The sequence below is a fragment of the Lysobacter solisilvae genome (assembly GCF_016613535.2).
Taxonomy (GTDB): Bacteria; Pseudomonadota; Gammaproteobacteria; order Xanthomonadales; family Xanthomonadaceae; genus Agrilutibacter; species Agrilutibacter solisilvae.
The window spans coordinates 1,351,093-1,367,716 of the sequence record NZ_CP071518.1; the positions used below are offsets into that span (position 1 = coordinate 1,351,093).

The window sequence follows — 16,624 nt, forward strand, 5'->3', positions numbered from 1 at the left end:
TCCTCCGGCGAGTGTCACCCCGGTTACTCGGAGACCAGGCTCGGTGATGGGTCATATCAGATTCGTGTCGAAGCTCGGGGAAATTCAAGCCGGTCATCTCTTGTTGAAAAACTCAACCGGAGGGCAAACGAGTTGTGTCCCAATGGCGTCTCGGTAACCTCGGTAGTGGTCGAGGCTGGCGCATGCATGCACAGGTCCCCGCCTGAGTTCGCCTATGCGACGGCAGTCGCCAAGTGCGCTCGCTGAGTGCCAGTAATTCATTCAAGCCAAAGGCGCTTCGCGGCTCGGCTTAGTTCAGGCCACGCTCGTCCGCGGCTGATGTCCAATTGCAAGAGAGCCGCACCTGCATCGACAAATTTGTTCCGGGCCGAGAGGCTGCGGACTGTGAGTACTACTTTCCTGAAGCAGTCATTCCCCTTCGCTGGCACTAGCGCTAGAGTGCCGGCTGACAATTTGTCCATGCCGACCGCCCCTGGGTGCGGCGGCTGGAATCAGGTGTTAACCGTCACGGAGTGGTCCCAGGATGACCCGGTCAAAGATCATCTTTGCGCTGGCACTCGCTTCCGCAACAGTACTTGGTGTATTCGCCTTCGGTGCTGCAGAGCAAAAGGTCGCGCAGCCGGTGCCCGCATCGCCGGCGCCATTCCCATGCGAGCGGGTTGGGCCCGACTTCACACTTGGTTCCGGACGAACGATTGAGGAGGCGGAAGAGGAAGAGTCTGTCGTGATCGCCGACTCGGGCGGAATCAGAAGCGTGCCGTTCGGCCATGCCAATGAGGATTGGCTCAAGCTAAGGGCAAGTCTCCATTCGGGGGACGTGCTGCACTCCTTCGAGCGTGGAAGCTCGTACGGAGGGTATCTGGCACTTCGTTCTGGATGCGTTGTCGGTCAACTGACCCTATGGGTAAGCTGAGGCCTGTCGATTCATTCCAGTCGAAGCCCCGCGCGGCTCGGCATATCCCAGGCGTCAGGCCCCATGTACAGCGATCTCGAGTACAAGCTGACAGTAGCGCTGGTCGTGGGCTGGCTGCTCCTGACCTTTCTGGCCGTCCTCCTGTCACGGTTTGGTCGCTACGGCAAGAACATCGCGATCGGTGCGTTTGCTCTGCTTGCCTTAGCCATAGCCTTGTTCCCTTTTCTGTCAATTTTCAACCTGGCCTCAGCGATAGCCAACCCTGCTACGGAATACATCTCATACCGGAGGGGTTCGGACGTCGTGTTCTCTCTGGCGTCCGACCCGGCCATCTTCTGGGGCCATGCCTTGATTACCGTCATGGCGAGTTGCTGCATCCTCGTTCTCGCCATCCGACTCTGGCGCCTAAGGAAACGGGAACTTCAGGTGCCGGGGCGCATCGCATACCTGCGTTACTCGCCCTCATGCGAGTGGTACGTTTTTGAGCAATCGGACGATTCACTCGCCGTGTGGCACAAAGACCGCCGCAGCAATGCGTCCTTCACCAGGGCGCAAGTTCAATCAATGCTCCAGACAGGGAACCTTTCATCGATTCCTGGCTTTGAGTCCAGGCATCACGCCCAACTTGAGCGGGCGTTACTTGCCTGGGTTGCGGAGAAGCAGGGCGGTACCAAGGCAGCGGATCATGTTGCGTCGGGTGCGGGCTGACAGTTCACACAAGCCGGAGCCACTTCGCGGTCCGGCCAACTCAGGCGTGAGGTGCCAAAGATGCTGCGCTGCTTGCTGACCATACTTCTAGGGTGCCTGTTGGGCTCCTGCGCTTTCGAGCCTCCTCGTCCGTCCTGGGACTACAAGGCTCTTTCCGCACAGCCGACTCCCCAGCATTGGAAAGCTGGCTCAGTCTGGGCATTCGTCATCACTCCGCGATCCGGGAAGCCCGAGACACTCACATTCCGCGTAACGGGCGACCCAGCAGATACCTGCGTTTCTGGCGACTGGCGCAACCTCGAGCTTGTGGACGGGCATCCCGGCTCATTTGCCGGCACCCCGTCGAAAGCGGCCTATAGCGTCGAGGGCAGGTTCCTGTGGATCAGCCTCAACTCGAGCTGGTGCGACGCAAACGACGACGTTCGAGGCGGGCTTGACGGGGGTGCCTTCAAGGGTGAGCGCGCCGTGGGCGGAGCTACTGGCAGCTCCGTCATTGGTACAGTGCAAGGTCGGCGGGTGCGCTAGGCCGCACCCGGCATTCCATTCAGGCGTTGGCCCCCACAGCACAACCATGTCTACTCGGCCGAACAAGACTTACTCTGGCAGTTGTCACTGCGACTCGGTCCGGTTCGAGATCGCCACGGACTTCCCCGAGCTGACGACTTGCGATTGCTCCATCTGTCGCCGCAAGAATGCCCTGATGGTCAAGGTCCATGAGAGTCAGTTCCGTCTTCTCTCCGGCGAAGAGTCTCTGAGTGCCTATCAGTTCCACACCTATACGGCCACGCACTACTTCTGCAGAACCTGTGGCATCTATCCGTTCCACCGCAAGCGTGTCACACCTGACCACCTCGGGGTCAATGTCTTCTGCCTGGATGACTTTGATCCATCCAACATTCCAGTGCGTGCCACCGTCGGCGCGGGCATGCCGTGAGGCGGTCGGTGGGCGCTGACCATTCATCCAGGTCGAAGCCGCTGCGCGGCTCGGCCTGATTCAGGTGTCAGGTGCCATGGACAGCATCGCCGCAAGCCTGGCCACGTGCTTCAGCGACTTGCCCGTCATTCCAGCCATGTCGCTTCGGGCTGGAAACGCCGTGGATGGGTATGAGGCCGCGCGCCAATATGACCCGGCGATGGATGGAGTCACGCCGGAGTACCTGGAGGCGTACTTCTGGGGTATTGCGCACCTGGATAGCCAGTCCTGGCGCTATTACCTGCCCCACCTGCTGGGCTACGCGCTCCAGAACATCTCCAACCCAGCCTCCAATGCCACGGACGCCTTCCTGTTCTCGCTCCGGCCGCCGGACCGGGATCCACCTCGCTTCGGCTCCCTCTCGGGCTCCGAGGAGCAGGTGGTGGTGGAGGTGCTCGAGAAGCTTGCCTTCTCGGGGGAGTCCGCGTGGCGAGAGCCGGCTATGATCGCGCTTGAGGAATACTGGGCGCCCGGGGCCACTTACCGGTGAGCCGGCTGGCAACCAACAGTTCATTCAAGCCGAAGCTTCGCGGCTCGGCCCAGGTCAGGCATCAGGCCTCATGAAACGTATCCGCACGCCCCAAGAGAAAAAGGCACTTAGCCTCGAGAACGATCGGCGTAATGTCGTGGCCGAGAGCCAGTGGGGTGCCCGCGACGCAATCGCCAAACGCAAGCAATGGGTCAACCAATCCCATCGCAAGGCCGTGCATCAGGAGCTGTCTGCTCTGTCTGGCGCAAGCCCCGCTGATCCGGAGGCCGTGGAATCTTCCGTGGCTGCTGCGAAACGCCACAATTGGCGCAAGCATCCAGATGTGCCGCTCAAGCAGGCGCTCTTGGTGCGCCGGTCCCGCAAGTCGAGCGGCGCCGGCAATGAGCCCTGAGCATTCATTCAAGCCGAAGCCGCTTCGCGGTGGGGCTTTCAGGCGTTGGATTTGCTTGGAGTGTTCATGAGCGAAGGATGCATCTTCTGTCGGATCGTCGAAGGGATAGAGCCTGCCAGCGTTGTTTGCCAGGATGACCTGGCCGTGGCATTTGTCGACCTCAGGCAGTTTCACCCTGGACATGTGCTGGTCATACCGCGGCAACACGTTCCCGATGTTCGCGGCCTGGATGCGGCTACCGGCTCAGCGGTCATGGCCATGGTGTCCCGGGTCACGCAGGCAGTATCCGAGGCGTTTCCGAATCAGGGCATCAGTCTCTGGCACTCGATCGGTGAAGCTGCGTTCCAGGAGGTTCCACATCTGCACATCCACGTGCACCCCCGGCTTGCGGGCGACGATTTTCTGCGCGTCTACCCCCGGGCGCCGGATACTCCGTCAAAGGCGGTGAGGGACGAATACGCTGAAATGGTAAGGTCGCGATTGAAGCTTTCCGGGCAGCAAATCTAGTCATTCGTCCACGCCGCTGCCCTTTGGCGGCGCGGCTTGATTCAGGCGTTGGGAGCCATCTTGTTGCGAGGATTCCTGGCAGTGATTGGCCTGGCTTCCCTGCTGATCGCAGGGCTGTTCGCCTGCATGGCCTATTCCAATGGCAAAGCCGAGAAGGCGGCCGTGGCGGTGTGCGCCGCCGCCGTCCCGGGTCAATCCCTCAGCGCTTTCCGCAAGGCTGCTGCCAGCTATCCCAACGCGCGGCTGGACGAATTCGAGGAAGTCGTCCAGTTCACTGCAGGGGGCTTTGGCATGTACCGGACATACTGCAGAGTGCGGCGGAGTGGCGACGTGGTCGCGAGCAAATCCATGGAGTTCGTGTACGAGTAGTATCCTGAGCATTCAATCAGGGACGCAGGCAAAAGTGGTTCTGTCTGCCCCTTGTGGCACCCGCCAGGCTTGGTACCGGGAGTTCATCGTGCTGGACAAAGAGCAGGCCAGTCGCACCGCAGAAGCCGTCCTGCAGGCTGCCCTCGCGGAGCAGGCTGCCCAGACGGCAAAGCATGCCAGGCGAAAAGCGTTTGGCGGGAAGTGGACTGGAGTGGGCGCCTTGGTCGGCCTGGCTACCGGTAGCCTGGTCGCCTACCTTGTTACAGGCCGTACGTTTCCCTGGAGCATTGTGGGTATCTCGTTCGGCGGAGCCATAGGCGGGTTCATCGATCAGCGCATTCGGGCCGCCGGTAATCGCCGCAGCGGGGCCTGACATTGCATTCAAGACGGCAGTCCGATCGCCGCTCGATTGGTCTGACAGTTTGATTCAAGGCGTTTTCACGGCTCGACAGAACCCAGGCGCAAGGCATCACAGCCACCTTACCCGGAGTCCTCCATGGCAACTGACGAAATCGCCGAACTGCAAAGGGTCTTCCTGTCCCGACTCGACACGCTGAGTCACATTCTTGATGCCGGCGAGAAGCATCTCCCCGATTTCGACGCCGCCATGCAGGAACGTCTTGCTCCGGACATGCTCCCTCTCGGGGCCCAGGTCGCATTCGCATGCAACCAGCCACGCGGCCTTTCCCAGTGGCTCGCGGGAAACGCGGTGGAGAACCTGCCCCCGGAAGTGGACTCCGCGCAACTGGCACGGTCGTATATCCGTCAAACAAGGGAGCTCGTCGCCGGCATCACGGCCGGCGATGGCAAGCTGGATGAGGTCAAGCGCATTGGCCTTGGCCCGGGCAGGTACTGTGAACTTCCGGCGCGCCAGTACATCAGCGATTACCTCTTGCCGAACCTCTACTTCCACATCACCACCGCCTACGCAATCCTGCGCAAGCTCGGGGTGCCTCTGGGCAAGGCCGACTACATGAGTTTCCTGGCTCCCCATATAAAGCTCGAGGGTGCTGCCTGACAGCTCATCAAGGCCGAGGCCGCTTCGCGGCTCGGCGCAACCCAGGCGCCAGGGGGAGGGCCGCTTGAAGCAGCAACTCGTAGCATTAGGCGCCGCAATCGGGATATTCCTGGTCGCCCTTCTCCCGTTTGCATTCGGCTACTTCCTGATGGCCATGTTCCTGTTCTCGGGCCATGGCAGATCGCCACCTTTCGCCAACGAGTTGGGCTATCTCTGGCTCGCCTTGTCGATCGCCGTGCCGCTGTGGGCGGCCGTCGCAAGCTATCGCAAAGTCCTCGCTGGCGATGCGGATGCCTCGGCTTCCCGCTGACAGTCGGTCACGCCGGCTATTGGCGTGTGCTCGGCAAAGCGGACCGGGATCAGGGCGCCCAATTGCGTTGCCTGCGTCGCCGACGGCAAGGTCGCCCTTGCGGATTGCGCGGACCAGGCCCGACAATTCCTTCAAGCCGCCAGTCCTCGCCACGCGCTCGGCCTGCCCCGATCCAGACGTGAGCCCCTATGTCATTTCGTGCCAGGAAGTTCGCACCCTTCATTGGGATCTTCCTTCTCGTCATTTTCGGCTGGAACTGCCTTGCCTGGTACAAGGGCTCGCTTCTTTCCGAAATGGCAGCGCCGTATTTCCAGGCATGCCAGACCCGTTCGGGTTGCATACTCGCCCCCGAAGGCTGGAGGCCTGACGGTGCCGGTGGCTACTACAAGGGGCGCTACGATTACAGGGCGATCCCGGACAGATTCACGTTGCGCCAGCATCTGGCCACCGACGTGTGGCTGGTAGCGGAAGGAGGCAAGGGCATGCCGGTGCGCACTCGTCGAGACGTAGACTGAGTCGGTCCCGACAGTCCATCCAAGCCGAGCCGCAACTTCGGGGAGCGCCATGGCCAAGTACCTGATCTCTTTTCCAAGCGCGGCGATGGCTGTGCCCGATGGCGAACTGGAAGCGGTGGGTCGCGACGCACAGGCTGTGATTGAGGCGGCGAAAGCCGAGGGTGTTTACGTCTTCGCCGGCGGAGTCGACGAAGCCGTGCCGCCCGTGCTCGTCTCTGCTGACGGCGCGGTTGCAATGGGTGGCTATCCCTGGGCGCCCACGCTCGATGGGGGCTTTACCGTGCTGGAGCTGCCTTCGCGGGATGAGGCCGTTGCGTGGGCGGCACGCATCGCCAGAGCTTGTCGCTGCGAGCAGGAACTGCGCGTCTTCGGAACGGAGCCGCGATCCCAGGGGCAGGGGACGGATCGGGATTCCTGATCGGCCAGCCCCTGGCAGGTCATTCAAACCGTAGCCGCTTCGCGGCTTGGCTCCAGGCGTCATGACATGAACTTCAGCGATCTTCAAAAGTCAGCCCTGCAGCTCAATGAGCTCTACGAACAGCTTGAGCAGGCGAGGTATGGCCGCGTCTGGACCACGCAGGAACTGGCGCTTGGCTTCATGGGGGATGTGGGCGACCTGGCGAAACTGATCCAGGCGCACGCCGGTGTCCGGGATATCGATGACTGCAAGGCGAAGCTTGGCCATGAACTGTCGGACTGCCTGTGGTCGATCATGGTCCTGGCACACAAGTGCGGAGTTGACCTGGAGGCGGAGTTTGTCAGGAACACCAGGGAGATTGCCGCCCATGTATCCAGCGAGCTCGGAAAGTAACCGACCGCTGTCCGACAATTCGTCCAAGCCGGGGGCGCCTCGCGCCTCGACTCAATCCAGGCGCCAGGCTCGAGTGGAAAGACTCTGCCGCTTCGCGGATCGCTACAGCCAGGGCGTTGAACCCAGGGGACAAACACTCATGCACTCAGAATTCGAAGACTGGAACAACGGGTGGTACGGGCTCAGGCTTGCCCTCCGGCCGGCAGAGATCGATCGTCTGCTTGTCCTGCTCCAGAGGCTTCGGCAGGATCCTGATCAGCACTTCCACATCGCTTCCGACTACACCGGCAGCGGCGGCCTGGGGGACATCGAGGTGTCGGTTGCCTCGCAGAGCGAGGTGGATAACATGCACCTCGGCGGACTCGCGGTGGCGCCGGATTCGACCCTGCCACCGGCCGGGCACTAACAGTTCATTCCAGCCGATGCCGCTTCGCGGCTCGGCCTGATCAGGCTTCAGGCGGCCAAGACCATCATGCGGGCATTTTGTGGATTTCTTCGATTCTTCGGCATCCTGCTCGGCGCGCTTCTGGGCCTGCTTGGCCTCGTCGACGCGACCGGACTCATCCCCGACTCCGAGGATCCGGGCACGCTCGTGCAAAGGCTGCGCGTGGACGTCCCGCTGGTGATCACCGGGATTGTGCTGCTGCTTCCCTATGCCCGGCTGCGCGGCGGGCCGTACATGGTGACGTTCTGGGGCCTGGCACTGCTTTCGTTCCTGCTGGCGGGACTATCGGCCTGGGTCGTGTACCACGCGGGCGGATGGCATTGGCTGGCGGTACCGGCCACGCTCCTGCTCTTTGGGATCATTGCCGGGAACTGCTTCGTGCTGTGGTACTGGCGGCGGCATTCCCGGACCGCGTCCTGACAAGTCACTTCAATTCGAAGCTGGGCGCACATGGAGTTCATTGCACGCTTTCATGATCCTGACGAGCTGGCCCGTGTCAGGCATCTCCTGCGGTCAAAAGGCATCCCAACCTACGTGCGCGGCATCGAGGGGCGCAGCATGGGGACTCAGGACGCGCTGTTTGCATGCCTGAACCATCAGGCAGAAGATGCCAGGCGTGTCATCCACAACCCTGATTTCGAGCCCGCCCATCCCGTTGACGCCCGTGAGGTCGAGCGGGCAATGGAGAATGCGGACTACAGGGTCATCCTCAAATGGGCCATTGTCGTGCTGGGTCTAGTGGCCCTCCTGTTCGGTGCGCTCATGTACCTGCAGTTCGGCAACCGGGTGTAAGCAGGTCCAGGCAACGCCATCCAGGCGCCAGCACCGAATGGAGATCGTCGCATGCGGATCGGCAACCTCTTCGCGGGTATCGACGTGCCGGCCACCGGGGAGCGCTTTGAGGAGCTCCTCAAGCACAGGAACCTGGTCATCGAGCGCATCGTCAGCTCGGCGGCAGTGACACCGACCGAGTATGTGCAACCGCAGGACGAATGGGTGGCGATGATCCAGGGAGACGCGATGCTTGAAGTGGCCGGCACCCCGGTCGAACTGCATGCCGGCGACTACCTGTTCCTGCCTGCCGGCACGCCGCACACCGTCCGGCGTGTTTCGCAGGGCGCGCTCTGGCTGGCCGTTCACCTACACTAGTACCGGGCGCGCGGCTCAGTAGGGCGCCCTGCATGCCACGGGAGCCTGTCATGAAGCGCTTGTGGACAATCATCGGCGTAACCGACGTGGCCCGCGCCTTCGGGTGGTACCAGTCGCTGCTGGGACTGCCCCTCACGGCACCCGCGCACGTGCACTTCGGGCAGGTGCTCGACAGGGATGGGACGGTCCTGCTGTGCCTGCACCAGTGGGGCGCGCACGAGCATCCCACCCTGGCCAGTCCGGACCGGGCGGGGACCGGGAACGGTCTGCTTCTGTTTTTGCGCGTGGATGACTTTGACCAGGCGCTCGAGCGGGCGCGTCATCTTGTGACCGCCCTGGCGGAGGAGCCCGGTATCAATCCCAATACGGGCACCCGGGAGTTCGCACTGCGCGATCCCGATGGCTACTACGTGATGGTCAGTGCGCTGTCCGCGGACTGACCATGCCTCCAAGCTCTCCGCGTGGCTAGAATCAGGCGTCAGGGCGCGCCACGTACAAGCACCTCATCGACGGGACCTATTTGTTGCGGGTTGGCTGGTGCTGCCTGCGCTGCACTTCAGCCCGGCCGGGCAGCCTCGTCCACGGGGGGCAGGCTCAGAGCTTCAGGTCATCTCCAGTGAGATTGCTTTCCACGTATCCGCGGTCACCCCGGCTGATGCTATTCCGCTACTCGGTAACACCCAGGCCACAGATGACAACACTTCCTGCCATTGCCGTTTTCCTCTCACTCACCGTTGCGGGCCAGGCAAGCGCAGCGGAAGTCTGGCATTGGCAGGAGTGCAGCGATCCGACCATGATCAGGGCCACGGTGGAGGCCGATCGCAGGGGCGTTGCCGAGCTGGTCATTCCTGCGTGCAGGCTGGACCGCGCCGAGTTCGCGGTGGAGCAGCAGCAAAGGACCTTTGACTTCCCCGCCGCTCCGGCCGCTGTCCGGCTGGGTGCGAAGGACGCCGCGAACGTCACCGGAAGCATCTGGGAGGCCGGCGCGGAAGCCTCCGGCCTGGTGCTCGGGGTCTCGTTCCAGACCAGCGACCGGATCCTGCTCAACAGCCTCCATGTCGTGAGCGTGTCTGCGGGGTCCAGCGCGGAGATAGCACCCGGCATCGTCGTGCGCAGCAGCGTCGAGCGGACCAGGCGTGACGATGGGCGCTGACAGTCCATGTCGCGCCAGGTATGGCCAATACCTGGTCTGTTCACTGCTGGCGGTGCTGGCCGGCCTTCCCGTGGGATCACTGGCAGGTGGCTTTATTTTCGCCTTCTACAACTTTGCCACTCAGTCAGGGAAGCTCGAAGACCTGGCCGGCGCCATGGGCCTGGGCTTGTTCGTGGCCCTGGTGGCGACGTTCCTTGGCATCCTTCCTTCATTCTTGTACGGCGCGCCGCTCTACGCGTTGCTCGCCAGAAGAGGCCTTGCCAACTCCCTGTCGGCGCTGATCGTTGGTGCTCTGCCAGGCGGCGTGCTGATCATCGTCTCCGACGCCCAGCTCGGCGGGCTTGTCCTGGTCTTTGGCGCCTGCGTTGCCGTGGCTACCCACGTTCTTGCAAGGCGACGCATGTCCAGCCTTGGTGGAGCCGGGGCCGAACCTTCCAGTCTGGAAGGCGTGACAATTCACTGACGTCGACGGCCCGGTTCGGGCATCAGGAGTGGGTGTGGGTGCATGGGGCGCAGGACTGTACTCGGATGACACCACCTGCGATGTGCGCGACGCCTTCGTCACGCACCTCAAGCACGGAAAGTCCGCGGAGGAGGCGATTCAGGCGATTCTCGTCGGCTACGGCCGATCGCTTGAAAACCACGAGGTCGAATGCCTGGTGCTGTTCTCGCTCGCCGACACGGCGTGGAAGCACGGAAGGCTGACAGCGGACGTGCGTGACCGGGCGCTCGCGCTGATTGCCCAGGGAGGCGATATGGCCGTCTGGGAGCGGGACGCACCCGGGGATGCGCCGCTAAGGCGGCAGGCGCTGGACAGGCTCAGGGCCAGACTGCTCTCGCCTCAGCCGGCGCCGAAGAGGATCATGCTGTCGTCGCCCAAGCCCAAGCGCATCATCTGCACGGACCCCGTCGGGACCGTCTTCCTGCTGGATCTGCCGACCCAAGGCAAGGCCGCGATGGTTGTCGTGGCCTACGTGGATCTTGGCAGCAGCGTGGAACCCATTTTTTCAGTCCTGGACTGGCGTGGCCCGGATGTTCCGGCCCGGGCCGAACTCGGGCGTTGCAGCGCGAAGTCCCTCGTCTTTTCTTCCGGGCTCGGAAACAGGAGACACGTCGGGATCCTCTGCTTCGACAAACGCAAGAACCCGATCAAACCGCTCGAGAGGACCGGACTCGTACTGCCGGACCTTCCATACGACAATGAAGGCAAGGTCTTCGTAACACTCAGTCGTATTGCACAGGAGGCGGACGCCCAGCTTGGCGCGCCCGCGCTCTGACAGTCCCCAACCGGTCCAGCCGTTTCCGCGGCTCCGCTCAACCCAGGCGCAGGTCCCCAGCGACCCGGCCGAAACCAGGCATCAGGCCAGCATGTCAGTTCCCCAGAATCCTTACGAACGTCCGGAATCTGCGCCTGCAACGGCCACGGTGGCCTCGTCACATGGCAACCCCGTAGTGGCCGCCATGGGCTTCGGGTGCCTGGCCACGTTCCTGACCTACGGCGCGGCGTTTTGCGTGGGCATTCTGGGGTTGGGCTTTGCAGCGCGGATGTTGGCCTGGCCCAGTGCTCTGCTGGTGTCCCTCGTCCCGGTGCACAACATCGGCACCGCGCAGGACCCGGTCGGGGAGGGCACGCCACTGCACGTGCTTGCGTGGATCGCAGGCATTCCGCTGGCGGCAGGCATCTATGCCCTGGGCATCTACCTCTGGCTCAGGCTTCGCCGGCGCAGACCGTAGCATTGACAGCCGGGCCATCCCCGCGATTGCCCACGACACAGGCTCGGCTGGCTGAGCGCCACTGCTTGCCGGGCGTCCACCGGGTCTGGCATCTTCATCGCGCAGGTAATTGGCCGGCCGGCAGAAGCGGCAATGCACTTCCCGCTCAGGGGGGGGCGTGCCCGGGTCGAGGCCTGACAAAGATTCAACCCAAGCCGTCACGTGAGGTGAGGCTCGGTTCGTGTGTTTGGTCGCATTCCCGGCATCGTCACAAGGAATTGCAATGAAGATTTCAATAGCACTGGCAGTCGCACTTTCGCTGAGTGCCTTTGGCGCGCGCGCGGAGACCGCGGTGATTCCGGTTTCCGGCTCCTTCTGGGAGGACGGAATGATGCGGGCCCACTTCGATCTGAAGGTCGGCCCTGGCCAGACCCAGCGTCTTCCCGTTGGCGACGATCGCATCATTGAAGTTGCGCGCTCAGGCGATGACGGCCCCACGATCCGCCTGCTTGATGCCAAGGGCCGTGAGCTCCAGTCAGCGACGCTCGGGAACAATGCGACCGACAAGAGCGTCCGTGTTTCCGTCTGCGGCGCGAGCATTGCCATTTCAAGTCCGGAGAGCGCGGGCAAGCCGCTTTGCTCCAGGTCGTGACAACGACGGGTTCGCGAGGCCGACATTTCACTTTCGTCGCAAGCGCCCGGTGTTCCGGTCTGACCCGGGCACCAGGCGTCAGGTGAGGCCAGCATGCTCGTCAAACATCTGACCCCGATCCTGAATGTCTCGGACGTTCAACAGTCGTTCTCGTGGTTCGAGAAGCTCGGCTGGACGAAGGGATGGGACTGGGGTTCGCCGCCCACTTTCGGTGGCGTCCGTTCCGGGCACTGCGAAATCTTCCTTTGCCAGGACGGACAGGGAGGGCGGGGAACCAGTGGCTATGCGAGCACGTTCGGACCGGACTCCAACGAGGCCGCAGAGAAGGGCGTGTGGATGTCGATCTGGGTGGATGATGTCGATGCGCTGCATCGTCACTGCCTGGAGCAGGGGATCGAAGTGACCTGGCCTCCGACCGACATGCCTTGGAATGTCCGGGAGATGCATGTCCGCCATCCGGATGGCCATGTGTTCCGGGTCAGCCGCGGCATCGAGAGTCCAGGCAAAACATCGGGTGGTGCGTGACCAGCCCTTCGAGGCGAAGCCGCGTCGCGGTCGGGCGCAGTCCAGAGTCAGGCGTGCCAAAGACGCTACCCATCCTCGTCATCGCACTTGCGTGCGTTCCAGTCGTTTGTCGGGCATCGGACATGACCGGCATATCCACGCTGATTGCATTGGTCTACGTGGTCGGACCGTGGGCGCTCGCCAATCTCATGGCGTTCACCGTGTTGGCACTGCGTCGCACCTACGCAAGCCGCACGGCCGCGTTTGCTCATGGCGCAGTCGCCGCGCTCGGCCCGGCGTATGGCCTCAGCGTGGTAGTTCGCGATTTCGCCGGGAGCTACCATGTCGCGGACCGGAATGTCGGACTCACCATCATGGCCGCGCTTTTCCTGGTGGCCTGTCTCCCACTGGTGGCGTACCGGTTTCAGCGCACGATCTGCGGCTGACCGGCCCGAGGTCCCCATGGCAACAGCTCGATCGTTCGCAGTGCCCAGCGCGCTCATCTTTGGCGCCATTGCCACGTCGGTGGGGGCTGCTGCCGTGCTCATTGCGTTCCCGGGCAACCTGGCCGTCTGGCGGTGGGGCTCATGGACGCTCGCATCGGCGCTGCTGGCCCTTCTGGTGCTGGTTCCGGCTTCCGCCTACTCACTGGCTACGAATCCAGCGGCCCGGACCTGGCCGCGGATCCTTACATTCGTCCTTGGCCTGGCCTGCCTGTCCGTCATCGCCTTCGGGGCGTCCTAGCCGCCTGCCTGGGTATCATCTGCAGGGGCCAAGGCCGTCTGCAGCGCGATCGTTCGGGCCGAAGCTGCAGTACGGTTTCGCACACGGTCCTCCCGGGCACTCATCCAGACCATGAAACTCATCGCCGAGAAGCTCGGAAAGAGCGACAAGAACGACCGCCTGCGGTTTGTCCGCGCGGACGGAACGCAGACGCAGACCGTCATGCCCCGCCAAGGCACCTTGCCCCATGATCTCGTGCACTTTGTCATCGAGTCCGCCGTGCCTCTGGAGCATGGCTTCCTGAGCCAGATCGCGTCGGGATCGGACGCCGGCTTTGTCATGCAGGCCGTCCATGACCGCGCAGATGCCACGGTGGATGCAGAAGCGATCCAGGTGGAGGCCATGGTGGAGGCCCTGCAGACGCAACTGTGGGCAGGCTCGTTCGAGGTCGACGCCTTCCTGGATGGCGTTCGTTCGGCCAGTGCGGCCCGCGGCAAGGCCGCGTTCGATCTGTCGGACATGGATCCACAGGCGATGTTGTATGAGCCGGCGCTTGCACTGCTCGAGCGCTGGAACCGCGTGCCGTATTACCAGGGCATGGAACTCAGCTTTTGTCCCGGCAAGCCGTCACCTTGATGCGCGGCAGGGCGATTCGCGGCCCGGCTTGATTCCAGCGTCCGTGGGCGTGACGATTCTCCAGCGGATCGGCCAGGAGGAACCGCCATGCCTGTCACGCGTCAGGTCCTGTTCGTCCAGGGCGGCGGCGAGGGCGTTCACGACGACTGGGACGCCGCACTCGTGGCGAGCCTGAAGTCCGAGCTGGGACCGGGCTACGAGATCCGTTACCCACGCATGCCCCACGAAGGTGATCCCGGCTACGCCTCCTGGAAGGTGGCGCTCGACAAGGAGTTCGCCGCCCTGGACGACGGTGCGATCCTGGTCGGTCACTCCATTGGCGGCACCCTGCTGATCCATGCGCTCGCCGAGCGGCCCCGCAAGCAGGGGTTCGGTGCGATATTCCTGGTCGCGGCGCCCTTCGTGGGCGAGGGCGGCTGGAAGAGCGATGGGTGGACGCCACAGGAGGCGCTGGGCGACAAGCTTCCGGGGGGTGTCCCGATTCATCTCTACCACGGCCTGGACGACGACACCGTGCCACCGTCGCACGCGGTACTGTTCGCGGACGCCATTCCGCAGGCCCGGCTGTGTCGGTTGCCAGGTCGCGATCATCAGCTCAACAATGACCTGCGCGAGCTTGCCGCGGTGATCAGATCGCTGGGGGCCGCCGCGGTCCCCCGGCGCGAGGGTGGTGCGTAGTGTCGAAGCACCTGCATTGCAGGTCGGCGACATCCAGATGGCAGGCCGTTCGGGAGATCACCATGGGCTGGCTGTTCACCAAGTACCTGCTCACCGCCGCCGTTGTCGTGCTGGTGTCGGAAGCGGCCAAGCGCAGTGACCGGCTCGGCGGCTTCATTGCCGCGCTGCCGCTGGTCACCTTCCTCGCGCTGATCTGGCTCTATGTAGAGAAGCAGCCCCAGTCGAAGATTTCCAACCATGCCTGGTACACCTTCTGGTACGTACTGCCGACACTGCCCATGTTCCTCGCGTTTCCGATGTTGTTGCCCCGCCTCGGGTTCTGGCTGACGCTGCTGGCCAGCATCGGCATCACGGTGGTGTGCTTTGGCCTGTTTGCCCTGGCCGTTCGTCCATTCGGCATCCAGTTGCTGCCGTAGGCGGGTCCGGGCATTTCCCGCACGCACGTGCAGCCCATCGCTGTCCTGGCCTGGCACCAGGCCGGCGATGACGTGGACGCGGCTGGACAGGTGGCGCGTGCCACCTGACAATCGGACGCGAACCGCTTCGCGGCCCGCCTTGATGCGGTTCGCCACCCTCCTTTCGCCATGAAGAGCGCTGCCATGACAGGCACTTCCGTCGGTTGGTTCGAGATCTACGTGCAGGACATGGAGCGCGCCAGGAAGTTCTATGAGGCGGTGTTTGCCGTCCGCCTGGAACGACTGGACAGCCCCAGCATCGAGATGTGGGCGTTTCCGATGCAGCCCGAGCGCGGCGCTTCCGGGGCCCTGGTCAGGATGGAGGGCTTCCCGTCCGGCGGGAACAGCACGATCGTCTACTTCACCTGCGTGGATTGTGCGACCGAGGGCAAGCGCGCCGCCGAGAAGGGCGGCAGGATCTTCAAGGACAAGTTCTCCATCGGGCAGTACGGATTCATCGTCCTGGTGATCGACACCGAGGGCAACATGATCGGGCTGCATTCGCTGCAATGACGGCGCGAACTGCACGTCCCGGCCCGGCCTCGTCCCTGCGGTGCTGGTTCCAGGCCATGCGCGGTGACGGCATCGAGATTGCAGGGGGCAACGGGTGAATCCGCTCGTAGTTCCCATGGCAGGCCACGTCGCCCTGACGGCTCTGCTCTATGTGGTGCTCACGGTGGCCCGCGCGCCGCGGGTGTGGGGTATCGGTCGAAGGCCGGACGGGACCAGCCCGTGGGCCGGGATCGAGCCGCGCATCAGCGCAAACCTGTCCAACCAGTTCGAGTGGCCGTTGTTCTTCTACGCGGCCTGTCTGCTGCTCATCCACGGCCAGGCGCAGAGCCGCGCGGCGCTGCTGCTGGCCTGGATATTCGTCGCGGGGCGGATCGTCCACGGGGGCGTGCAGATCCTTACCGCGAACGTTCGCCTGCGCGGACTGGTCTTCACCATCAACTTCCTGGCCGTGCTGGGCTTGTGGGTGCTGGTCGTGCGGGCGTTGGCTTGAACGATTCCCCGCGCCCGGAGCCGGGTAGTCCACTCTGGCCATGCCACGCAGGACGCTCATCCAGTTGCCGTACTGCGGCCAAGGCGTCTGCGGCCGCCGGGATCTGTCGCTTCGGAAACCAATGAGGAACGAACATGCAGCTCGGCAACTTTTCCGTCAGCCTGGCGGTACGGGATATCGCGGCGTCACGTGCCTTCTACGAAAAGCTCGGCTTTGCCGTGTGGGGAGGCGACCAGGCGCAGAACTGGCTGATCCTGAAGAATGGCGGTACGGTCATCGGCCTGTTCCAGGGGATGTTCGAGCGCAACCTGCTGACCTTCAATCCGGGATGGGACAGCGACGCGAACAAGCTGCCCGCGTTCACCGACATCCGCGACCTGCAGCGCCAGCTCCGGGCGCAGGGCGTTGAACTGCTCAGCGAAGCCGATGAGTCCACCTCCGGTCCGGCCAGCCTGATGGTGGTGGATCCGGACGGCAATCCGATCCTGCTGGATCAGCACGTCTGAAC

The 16,624-nt window shown here is 63.4% G+C and carries 31 protein-coding genes; all 31 read left to right on the forward strand.

Annotated elements, in window-relative coordinates:
• The first annotated feature begins 523 nt into the window (after positions 1-523).
• The 31 genes from I8J32_RS05875 (at position 524) to I8J32_RS06025 (ending at position 16,622) form a co-directional block, all read left to right on the forward strand.
• The gene (locus I8J32_RS05875; RefSeq protein WP_200616233.1) at positions 524-913 is read left to right on the forward strand and encodes a hypothetical protein; all 390 of its coding nucleotides are present in this window, start codon (positions 524-526) and stop codon (positions 911-913) included.
• A 63-nt stretch (positions 914-976) separates the two neighbouring features.
• Positions 977-1,621 carry a hypothetical protein gene (locus I8J32_RS05880; RefSeq protein WP_200616232.1) on the forward strand — a complete coding sequence of 215 codons (645 nt, stop codon included), beginning with the start codon at positions 977-979 and terminating at the stop codon, positions 1,619-1,621.
• Positions 1,622-2,192: 571 nt separating this feature from the next.
• On the forward strand, positions 2,193-2,555 hold the full coding sequence (locus I8J32_RS18185; RefSeq protein ID WP_455423543.1) for a GFA family protein: 363 nt from the start codon (positions 2,193-2,195) through the stop codon (positions 2,553-2,555).
• A gap of 76 nt (positions 2,556-2,631) precedes the next feature.
• A complete protein-coding gene (locus I8J32_RS05890; RefSeq protein ID WP_200616229.1) occupies positions 2,632-3,084 on the forward strand; it encodes a DUF6714 family protein in 453 nt (150 codons plus the stop codon).
• Positions 3,085-3,154: 70 nt separating this feature from the next.
• Positions 3,155-3,475, forward strand: a complete 321-nt coding sequence (locus I8J32_RS05895; protein ID WP_200616227.1) for a hypothetical protein — start codon at positions 3,155-3,157, stop codon at positions 3,473-3,475.
• A 66-nt stretch (positions 3,476-3,541) separates the two neighbouring features.
• Entirely contained in the window at positions 3,542-3,982 is a 441-nt protein-coding gene (locus I8J32_RS05900) for an HIT family protein (RefSeq protein ID WP_200616225.1), read from the forward strand.
• Between the two features lie 81 nt (positions 3,983-4,063).
• A complete protein-coding gene (locus tag I8J32_RS05905; protein ID WP_200616224.1) occupies positions 4,064-4,351 on the forward strand; it encodes a hypothetical protein in 288 nt (95 codons plus the stop codon).
• Positions 4,352-4,439: 88 nt separating this feature from the next.
• Positions 4,440-4,724, forward strand: a complete 285-nt coding sequence (locus tag I8J32_RS05910) for a hypothetical protein (RefSeq protein WP_207526822.1) — start codon at positions 4,440-4,442, stop codon at positions 4,722-4,724.
• 123 nt (positions 4,725-4,847) lie between these two features.
• Positions 4,848-5,369, forward strand: a complete 522-nt coding sequence (locus I8J32_RS05915) for a DUF1993 domain-containing protein (RefSeq protein ID WP_200616223.1) — start codon at positions 4,848-4,850, stop codon at positions 5,367-5,369.
• A 64-nt stretch (positions 5,370-5,433) separates the two neighbouring features.
• Positions 5,434-5,679 carry a hypothetical protein gene (locus I8J32_RS05920; RefSeq protein WP_200616221.1) on the forward strand — a complete coding sequence of 82 codons (246 nt, stop codon included), beginning with the start codon at positions 5,434-5,436 and terminating at the stop codon, positions 5,677-5,679.
• Between the two features lie 188 nt (positions 5,680-5,867).
• Positions 5,868-6,194: a hypothetical protein gene (locus I8J32_RS05925; RefSeq protein WP_200616220.1), complete on the forward strand. Its 327-nt coding sequence runs from the start codon at positions 5,868-5,870 to the stop codon at positions 6,192-6,194.
• Positions 6,195-6,243: 49 nt separating this feature from the next.
• Complete coding sequence (locus tag I8J32_RS05930) at positions 6,244-6,612, forward strand: YciI family protein (RefSeq protein WP_245156432.1); 369 nt, start codon at positions 6,244-6,246, stop codon at positions 6,610-6,612.
• A gap of 66 nt (positions 6,613-6,678) precedes the next feature.
• Positions 6,679-7,005 carry a nucleoside triphosphate pyrophosphohydrolase family protein gene (locus I8J32_RS05935; RefSeq protein WP_200616218.1) on the forward strand — a complete coding sequence of 109 codons (327 nt, stop codon included), beginning with the start codon at positions 6,679-6,681 and terminating at the stop codon, positions 7,003-7,005.
• A 139-nt stretch (positions 7,006-7,144) separates the two neighbouring features.
• On the forward strand, positions 7,145-7,411 hold the full coding sequence (locus tag I8J32_RS05940; RefSeq protein ID WP_200616216.1) for a hypothetical protein: 267 nt from the start codon (positions 7,145-7,147) through the stop codon (positions 7,409-7,411).
• Between the two features lie 66 nt (positions 7,412-7,477).
• Positions 7,478-7,870 (forward strand): hypothetical protein, encoded by a 393-nt coding sequence (locus tag I8J32_RS05945; protein ID WP_200616215.1) that lies wholly within the window; start codon positions 7,478-7,480, stop codon positions 7,868-7,870.
• 30 nt (positions 7,871-7,900) lie between these two features.
• Positions 7,901-8,242, forward strand: a complete 342-nt coding sequence (locus tag I8J32_RS05950) for a hypothetical protein (RefSeq protein WP_200616214.1) — start codon at positions 7,901-7,903, stop codon at positions 8,240-8,242.
• Between the two features lie 51 nt (positions 8,243-8,293).
• Positions 8,294-8,599 carry a cupin domain-containing protein gene (locus I8J32_RS05955; RefSeq protein ID WP_200616213.1) on the forward strand — a complete coding sequence of 102 codons (306 nt, stop codon included), beginning with the start codon at positions 8,294-8,296 and terminating at the stop codon, positions 8,597-8,599.
• A 50-nt stretch (positions 8,600-8,649) separates the two neighbouring features.
• Positions 8,650-9,039 (forward strand): VOC family protein, encoded by a 390-nt coding sequence (locus tag I8J32_RS05960; protein WP_200616211.1) that lies wholly within the window; start codon positions 8,650-8,652, stop codon positions 9,037-9,039.
• A gap of 251 nt (positions 9,040-9,290) precedes the next feature.
• Positions 9,291-9,752, forward strand: a complete 462-nt coding sequence (locus I8J32_RS05965) for a hypothetical protein (protein WP_200616210.1) — start codon at positions 9,291-9,293, stop codon at positions 9,750-9,752.
• A complete protein-coding gene (locus I8J32_RS05970) occupies positions 9,742-10,215 on the forward strand; it encodes a hypothetical protein (protein WP_200616208.1) in 474 nt (157 codons plus the stop codon). Before I8J32_RS05965 ends, I8J32_RS05970 begins: the two co-directional genes overlap by 11 nt.
• A gap of 82 nt (positions 10,216-10,297) precedes the next feature.
• Positions 10,298-11,029, forward strand: coding sequence for a hypothetical protein (locus I8J32_RS05975; RefSeq protein ID WP_200616207.1), 732 nt, complete (start codon positions 10,298-10,300; stop codon positions 11,027-11,029).
• A 175-nt stretch (positions 11,030-11,204) separates the two neighbouring features.
• Complete coding sequence (locus I8J32_RS05980) at positions 11,205-11,486, forward strand: hypothetical protein (protein WP_200616206.1); 282 nt, start codon at positions 11,205-11,207, stop codon at positions 11,484-11,486.
• A gap of 262 nt (positions 11,487-11,748) precedes the next feature.
• Positions 11,749-12,117 (forward strand): hypothetical protein, encoded by a 369-nt coding sequence (locus tag I8J32_RS05985; protein ID WP_200616204.1) that lies wholly within the window; start codon positions 11,749-11,751, stop codon positions 12,115-12,117.
• Positions 12,118-12,210: 93 nt separating this feature from the next.
• Positions 12,211-12,642, forward strand: a complete 432-nt coding sequence (locus tag I8J32_RS05990) for a bleomycin resistance family protein (RefSeq protein ID WP_200616203.1) — start codon at positions 12,211-12,213, stop codon at positions 12,640-12,642.
• A gap of 122 nt (positions 12,643-12,764) precedes the next feature.
• Positions 12,765-13,067, forward strand: a complete 303-nt coding sequence (locus I8J32_RS05995; RefSeq protein WP_200616201.1) for a hypothetical protein — start codon at positions 12,765-12,767, stop codon at positions 13,065-13,067.
• Between the two features lie 409 nt (positions 13,068-13,476).
• Entirely contained in the window at positions 13,477-13,980 is a 504-nt protein-coding gene (locus I8J32_RS17570; protein ID WP_245156433.1) for a hypothetical protein, read from the forward strand.
• A gap of 87 nt (positions 13,981-14,067) precedes the next feature.
• Positions 14,068-14,658: an alpha/beta hydrolase gene (locus I8J32_RS06005; protein WP_200616200.1), complete on the forward strand. Its 591-nt coding sequence runs from the start codon at positions 14,068-14,070 to the stop codon at positions 14,656-14,658.
• Positions 14,659-14,720: 62 nt separating this feature from the next.
• Positions 14,721-15,074, forward strand: a complete 354-nt coding sequence (locus tag I8J32_RS06010; RefSeq protein ID WP_200616199.1) for a DUF3147 family protein — start codon at positions 14,721-14,723, stop codon at positions 15,072-15,074.
• 183 nt (positions 15,075-15,257) lie between these two features.
• Positions 15,258-15,626, forward strand: coding sequence for a VOC family protein (locus I8J32_RS06015; RefSeq protein WP_200616197.1), 369 nt, complete (start codon positions 15,258-15,260; stop codon positions 15,624-15,626).
• A 115-nt stretch (positions 15,627-15,741) separates the two neighbouring features.
• Complete coding sequence (locus I8J32_RS06020; RefSeq protein WP_200616196.1) at positions 15,742-16,116, forward strand: MAPEG family protein; 375 nt, start codon at positions 15,742-15,744, stop codon at positions 16,114-16,116.
• 134 nt (positions 16,117-16,250) lie between these two features.
• Positions 16,251-16,622: a VOC family protein gene (locus tag I8J32_RS06025; protein WP_200616195.1), complete on the forward strand. Its 372-nt coding sequence runs from the start codon at positions 16,251-16,253 to the stop codon at positions 16,620-16,622.
• The last annotated feature ends 2 nt before the right edge of the window (positions 16,623-16,624 follow it).

Bases quoted from the DNA above. Each gene is read 5' to 3' on its own strand.
- I8J32_RS05875 (WP_200616233.1), top strand. From the start codon at position 524: ATGACCCGGTCAAAGATCATCTTTGCGCTGGCACTCGCTTCCGCAACA.
- I8J32_RS05880 (WP_200616232.1), top strand. From the start codon at position 977: ATGTACAGCGATCTCGAGTACAAGCTGACAGTAGCGCTGGTCGTGGGC.
- I8J32_RS18185 (WP_455423543.1), top strand. From the start codon at position 2,193: ATGTCTACTCGGCCGAACAAGACTTACTCTGGCAGTTGTCACTGCGAC.
- I8J32_RS05890 (WP_200616229.1), top strand. From the start codon at position 2,632: ATGGACAGCATCGCCGCAAGCCTGGCCACGTGCTTCAGCGACTTGCCC.
- I8J32_RS05895 (WP_200616227.1), top strand. From the start codon at position 3,155: ATGAAACGTATCCGCACGCCCCAAGAGAAAAAGGCACTTAGCCTCGAG.
- I8J32_RS05900 (WP_200616225.1), top strand. From the start codon at position 3,542: ATGAGCGAAGGATGCATCTTCTGTCGGATCGTCGAAGGGATAGAGCCT.
- I8J32_RS05915 (WP_200616223.1), top strand. From the start codon at position 4,848: ATGGCAACTGACGAAATCGCCGAACTGCAAAGGGTCTTCCTGTCCCGA.
- I8J32_RS05925 (WP_200616220.1), top strand. From the start codon at position 5,868: ATGTCATTTCGTGCCAGGAAGTTCGCACCCTTCATTGGGATCTTCCTT.
- I8J32_RS05930 (WP_245156432.1), top strand. From the start codon at position 6,244: ATGGCCAAGTACCTGATCTCTTTTCCAAGCGCGGCGATGGCTGTGCCC.
- I8J32_RS05935 (WP_200616218.1), top strand. From the start codon at position 6,679: ATGAACTTCAGCGATCTTCAAAAGTCAGCCCTGCAGCTCAATGAGCTC.
- I8J32_RS05940 (WP_200616216.1), top strand. From the start codon at position 7,145: ATGCACTCAGAATTCGAAGACTGGAACAACGGGTGGTACGGGCTCAGG.
- I8J32_RS05945 (WP_200616215.1), top strand. From the start codon at position 7,478: ATGCGGGCATTTTGTGGATTTCTTCGATTCTTCGGCATCCTGCTCGGC.
- I8J32_RS05950 (WP_200616214.1), top strand. From the start codon at position 7,901: ATGGAGTTCATTGCACGCTTTCATGATCCTGACGAGCTGGCCCGTGTC.
- I8J32_RS05955 (WP_200616213.1), top strand. From the start codon at position 8,294: ATGCGGATCGGCAACCTCTTCGCGGGTATCGACGTGCCGGCCACCGGG.
- I8J32_RS05960 (WP_200616211.1), top strand. From the start codon at position 8,650: ATGAAGCGCTTGTGGACAATCATCGGCGTAACCGACGTGGCCCGCGCC.
- I8J32_RS05965 (WP_200616210.1), top strand. From the start codon at position 9,291: ATGACAACACTTCCTGCCATTGCCGTTTTCCTCTCACTCACCGTTGCG.
- I8J32_RS05970 (WP_200616208.1), top strand. From the start codon at position 9,742: ATGGGCGCTGACAGTCCATGTCGCGCCAGGTATGGCCAATACCTGGTC.
- I8J32_RS05985 (WP_200616204.1), top strand. From the start codon at position 11,749: ATGAAGATTTCAATAGCACTGGCAGTCGCACTTTCGCTGAGTGCCTTT.
- I8J32_RS05990 (WP_200616203.1), top strand. From the start codon at position 12,211: ATGCTCGTCAAACATCTGACCCCGATCCTGAATGTCTCGGACGTTCAA.
- I8J32_RS05995 (WP_200616201.1), top strand. From the start codon at position 12,765: ATGACCGGCATATCCACGCTGATTGCATTGGTCTACGTGGTCGGACCG.
- I8J32_RS17570 (WP_245156433.1), top strand. From the start codon at position 13,477: ATGAAACTCATCGCCGAGAAGCTCGGAAAGAGCGACAAGAACGACCGC.
- I8J32_RS06005 (WP_200616200.1), top strand. From the start codon at position 14,068: ATGCCTGTCACGCGTCAGGTCCTGTTCGTCCAGGGCGGCGGCGAGGGC.
- I8J32_RS06010 (WP_200616199.1), top strand. From the start codon at position 14,721: ATGGGCTGGCTGTTCACCAAGTACCTGCTCACCGCCGCCGTTGTCGTG.
- I8J32_RS06015 (WP_200616197.1), top strand. From the start codon at position 15,258: ATGACAGGCACTTCCGTCGGTTGGTTCGAGATCTACGTGCAGGACATG.
- I8J32_RS06020 (WP_200616196.1), top strand. From the start codon at position 15,742: ATGGCAGGCCACGTCGCCCTGACGGCTCTGCTCTATGTGGTGCTCACG.
- I8J32_RS06025 (WP_200616195.1), top strand. From the start codon at position 16,251: ATGCAGCTCGGCAACTTTTCCGTCAGCCTGGCGGTACGGGATATCGCG.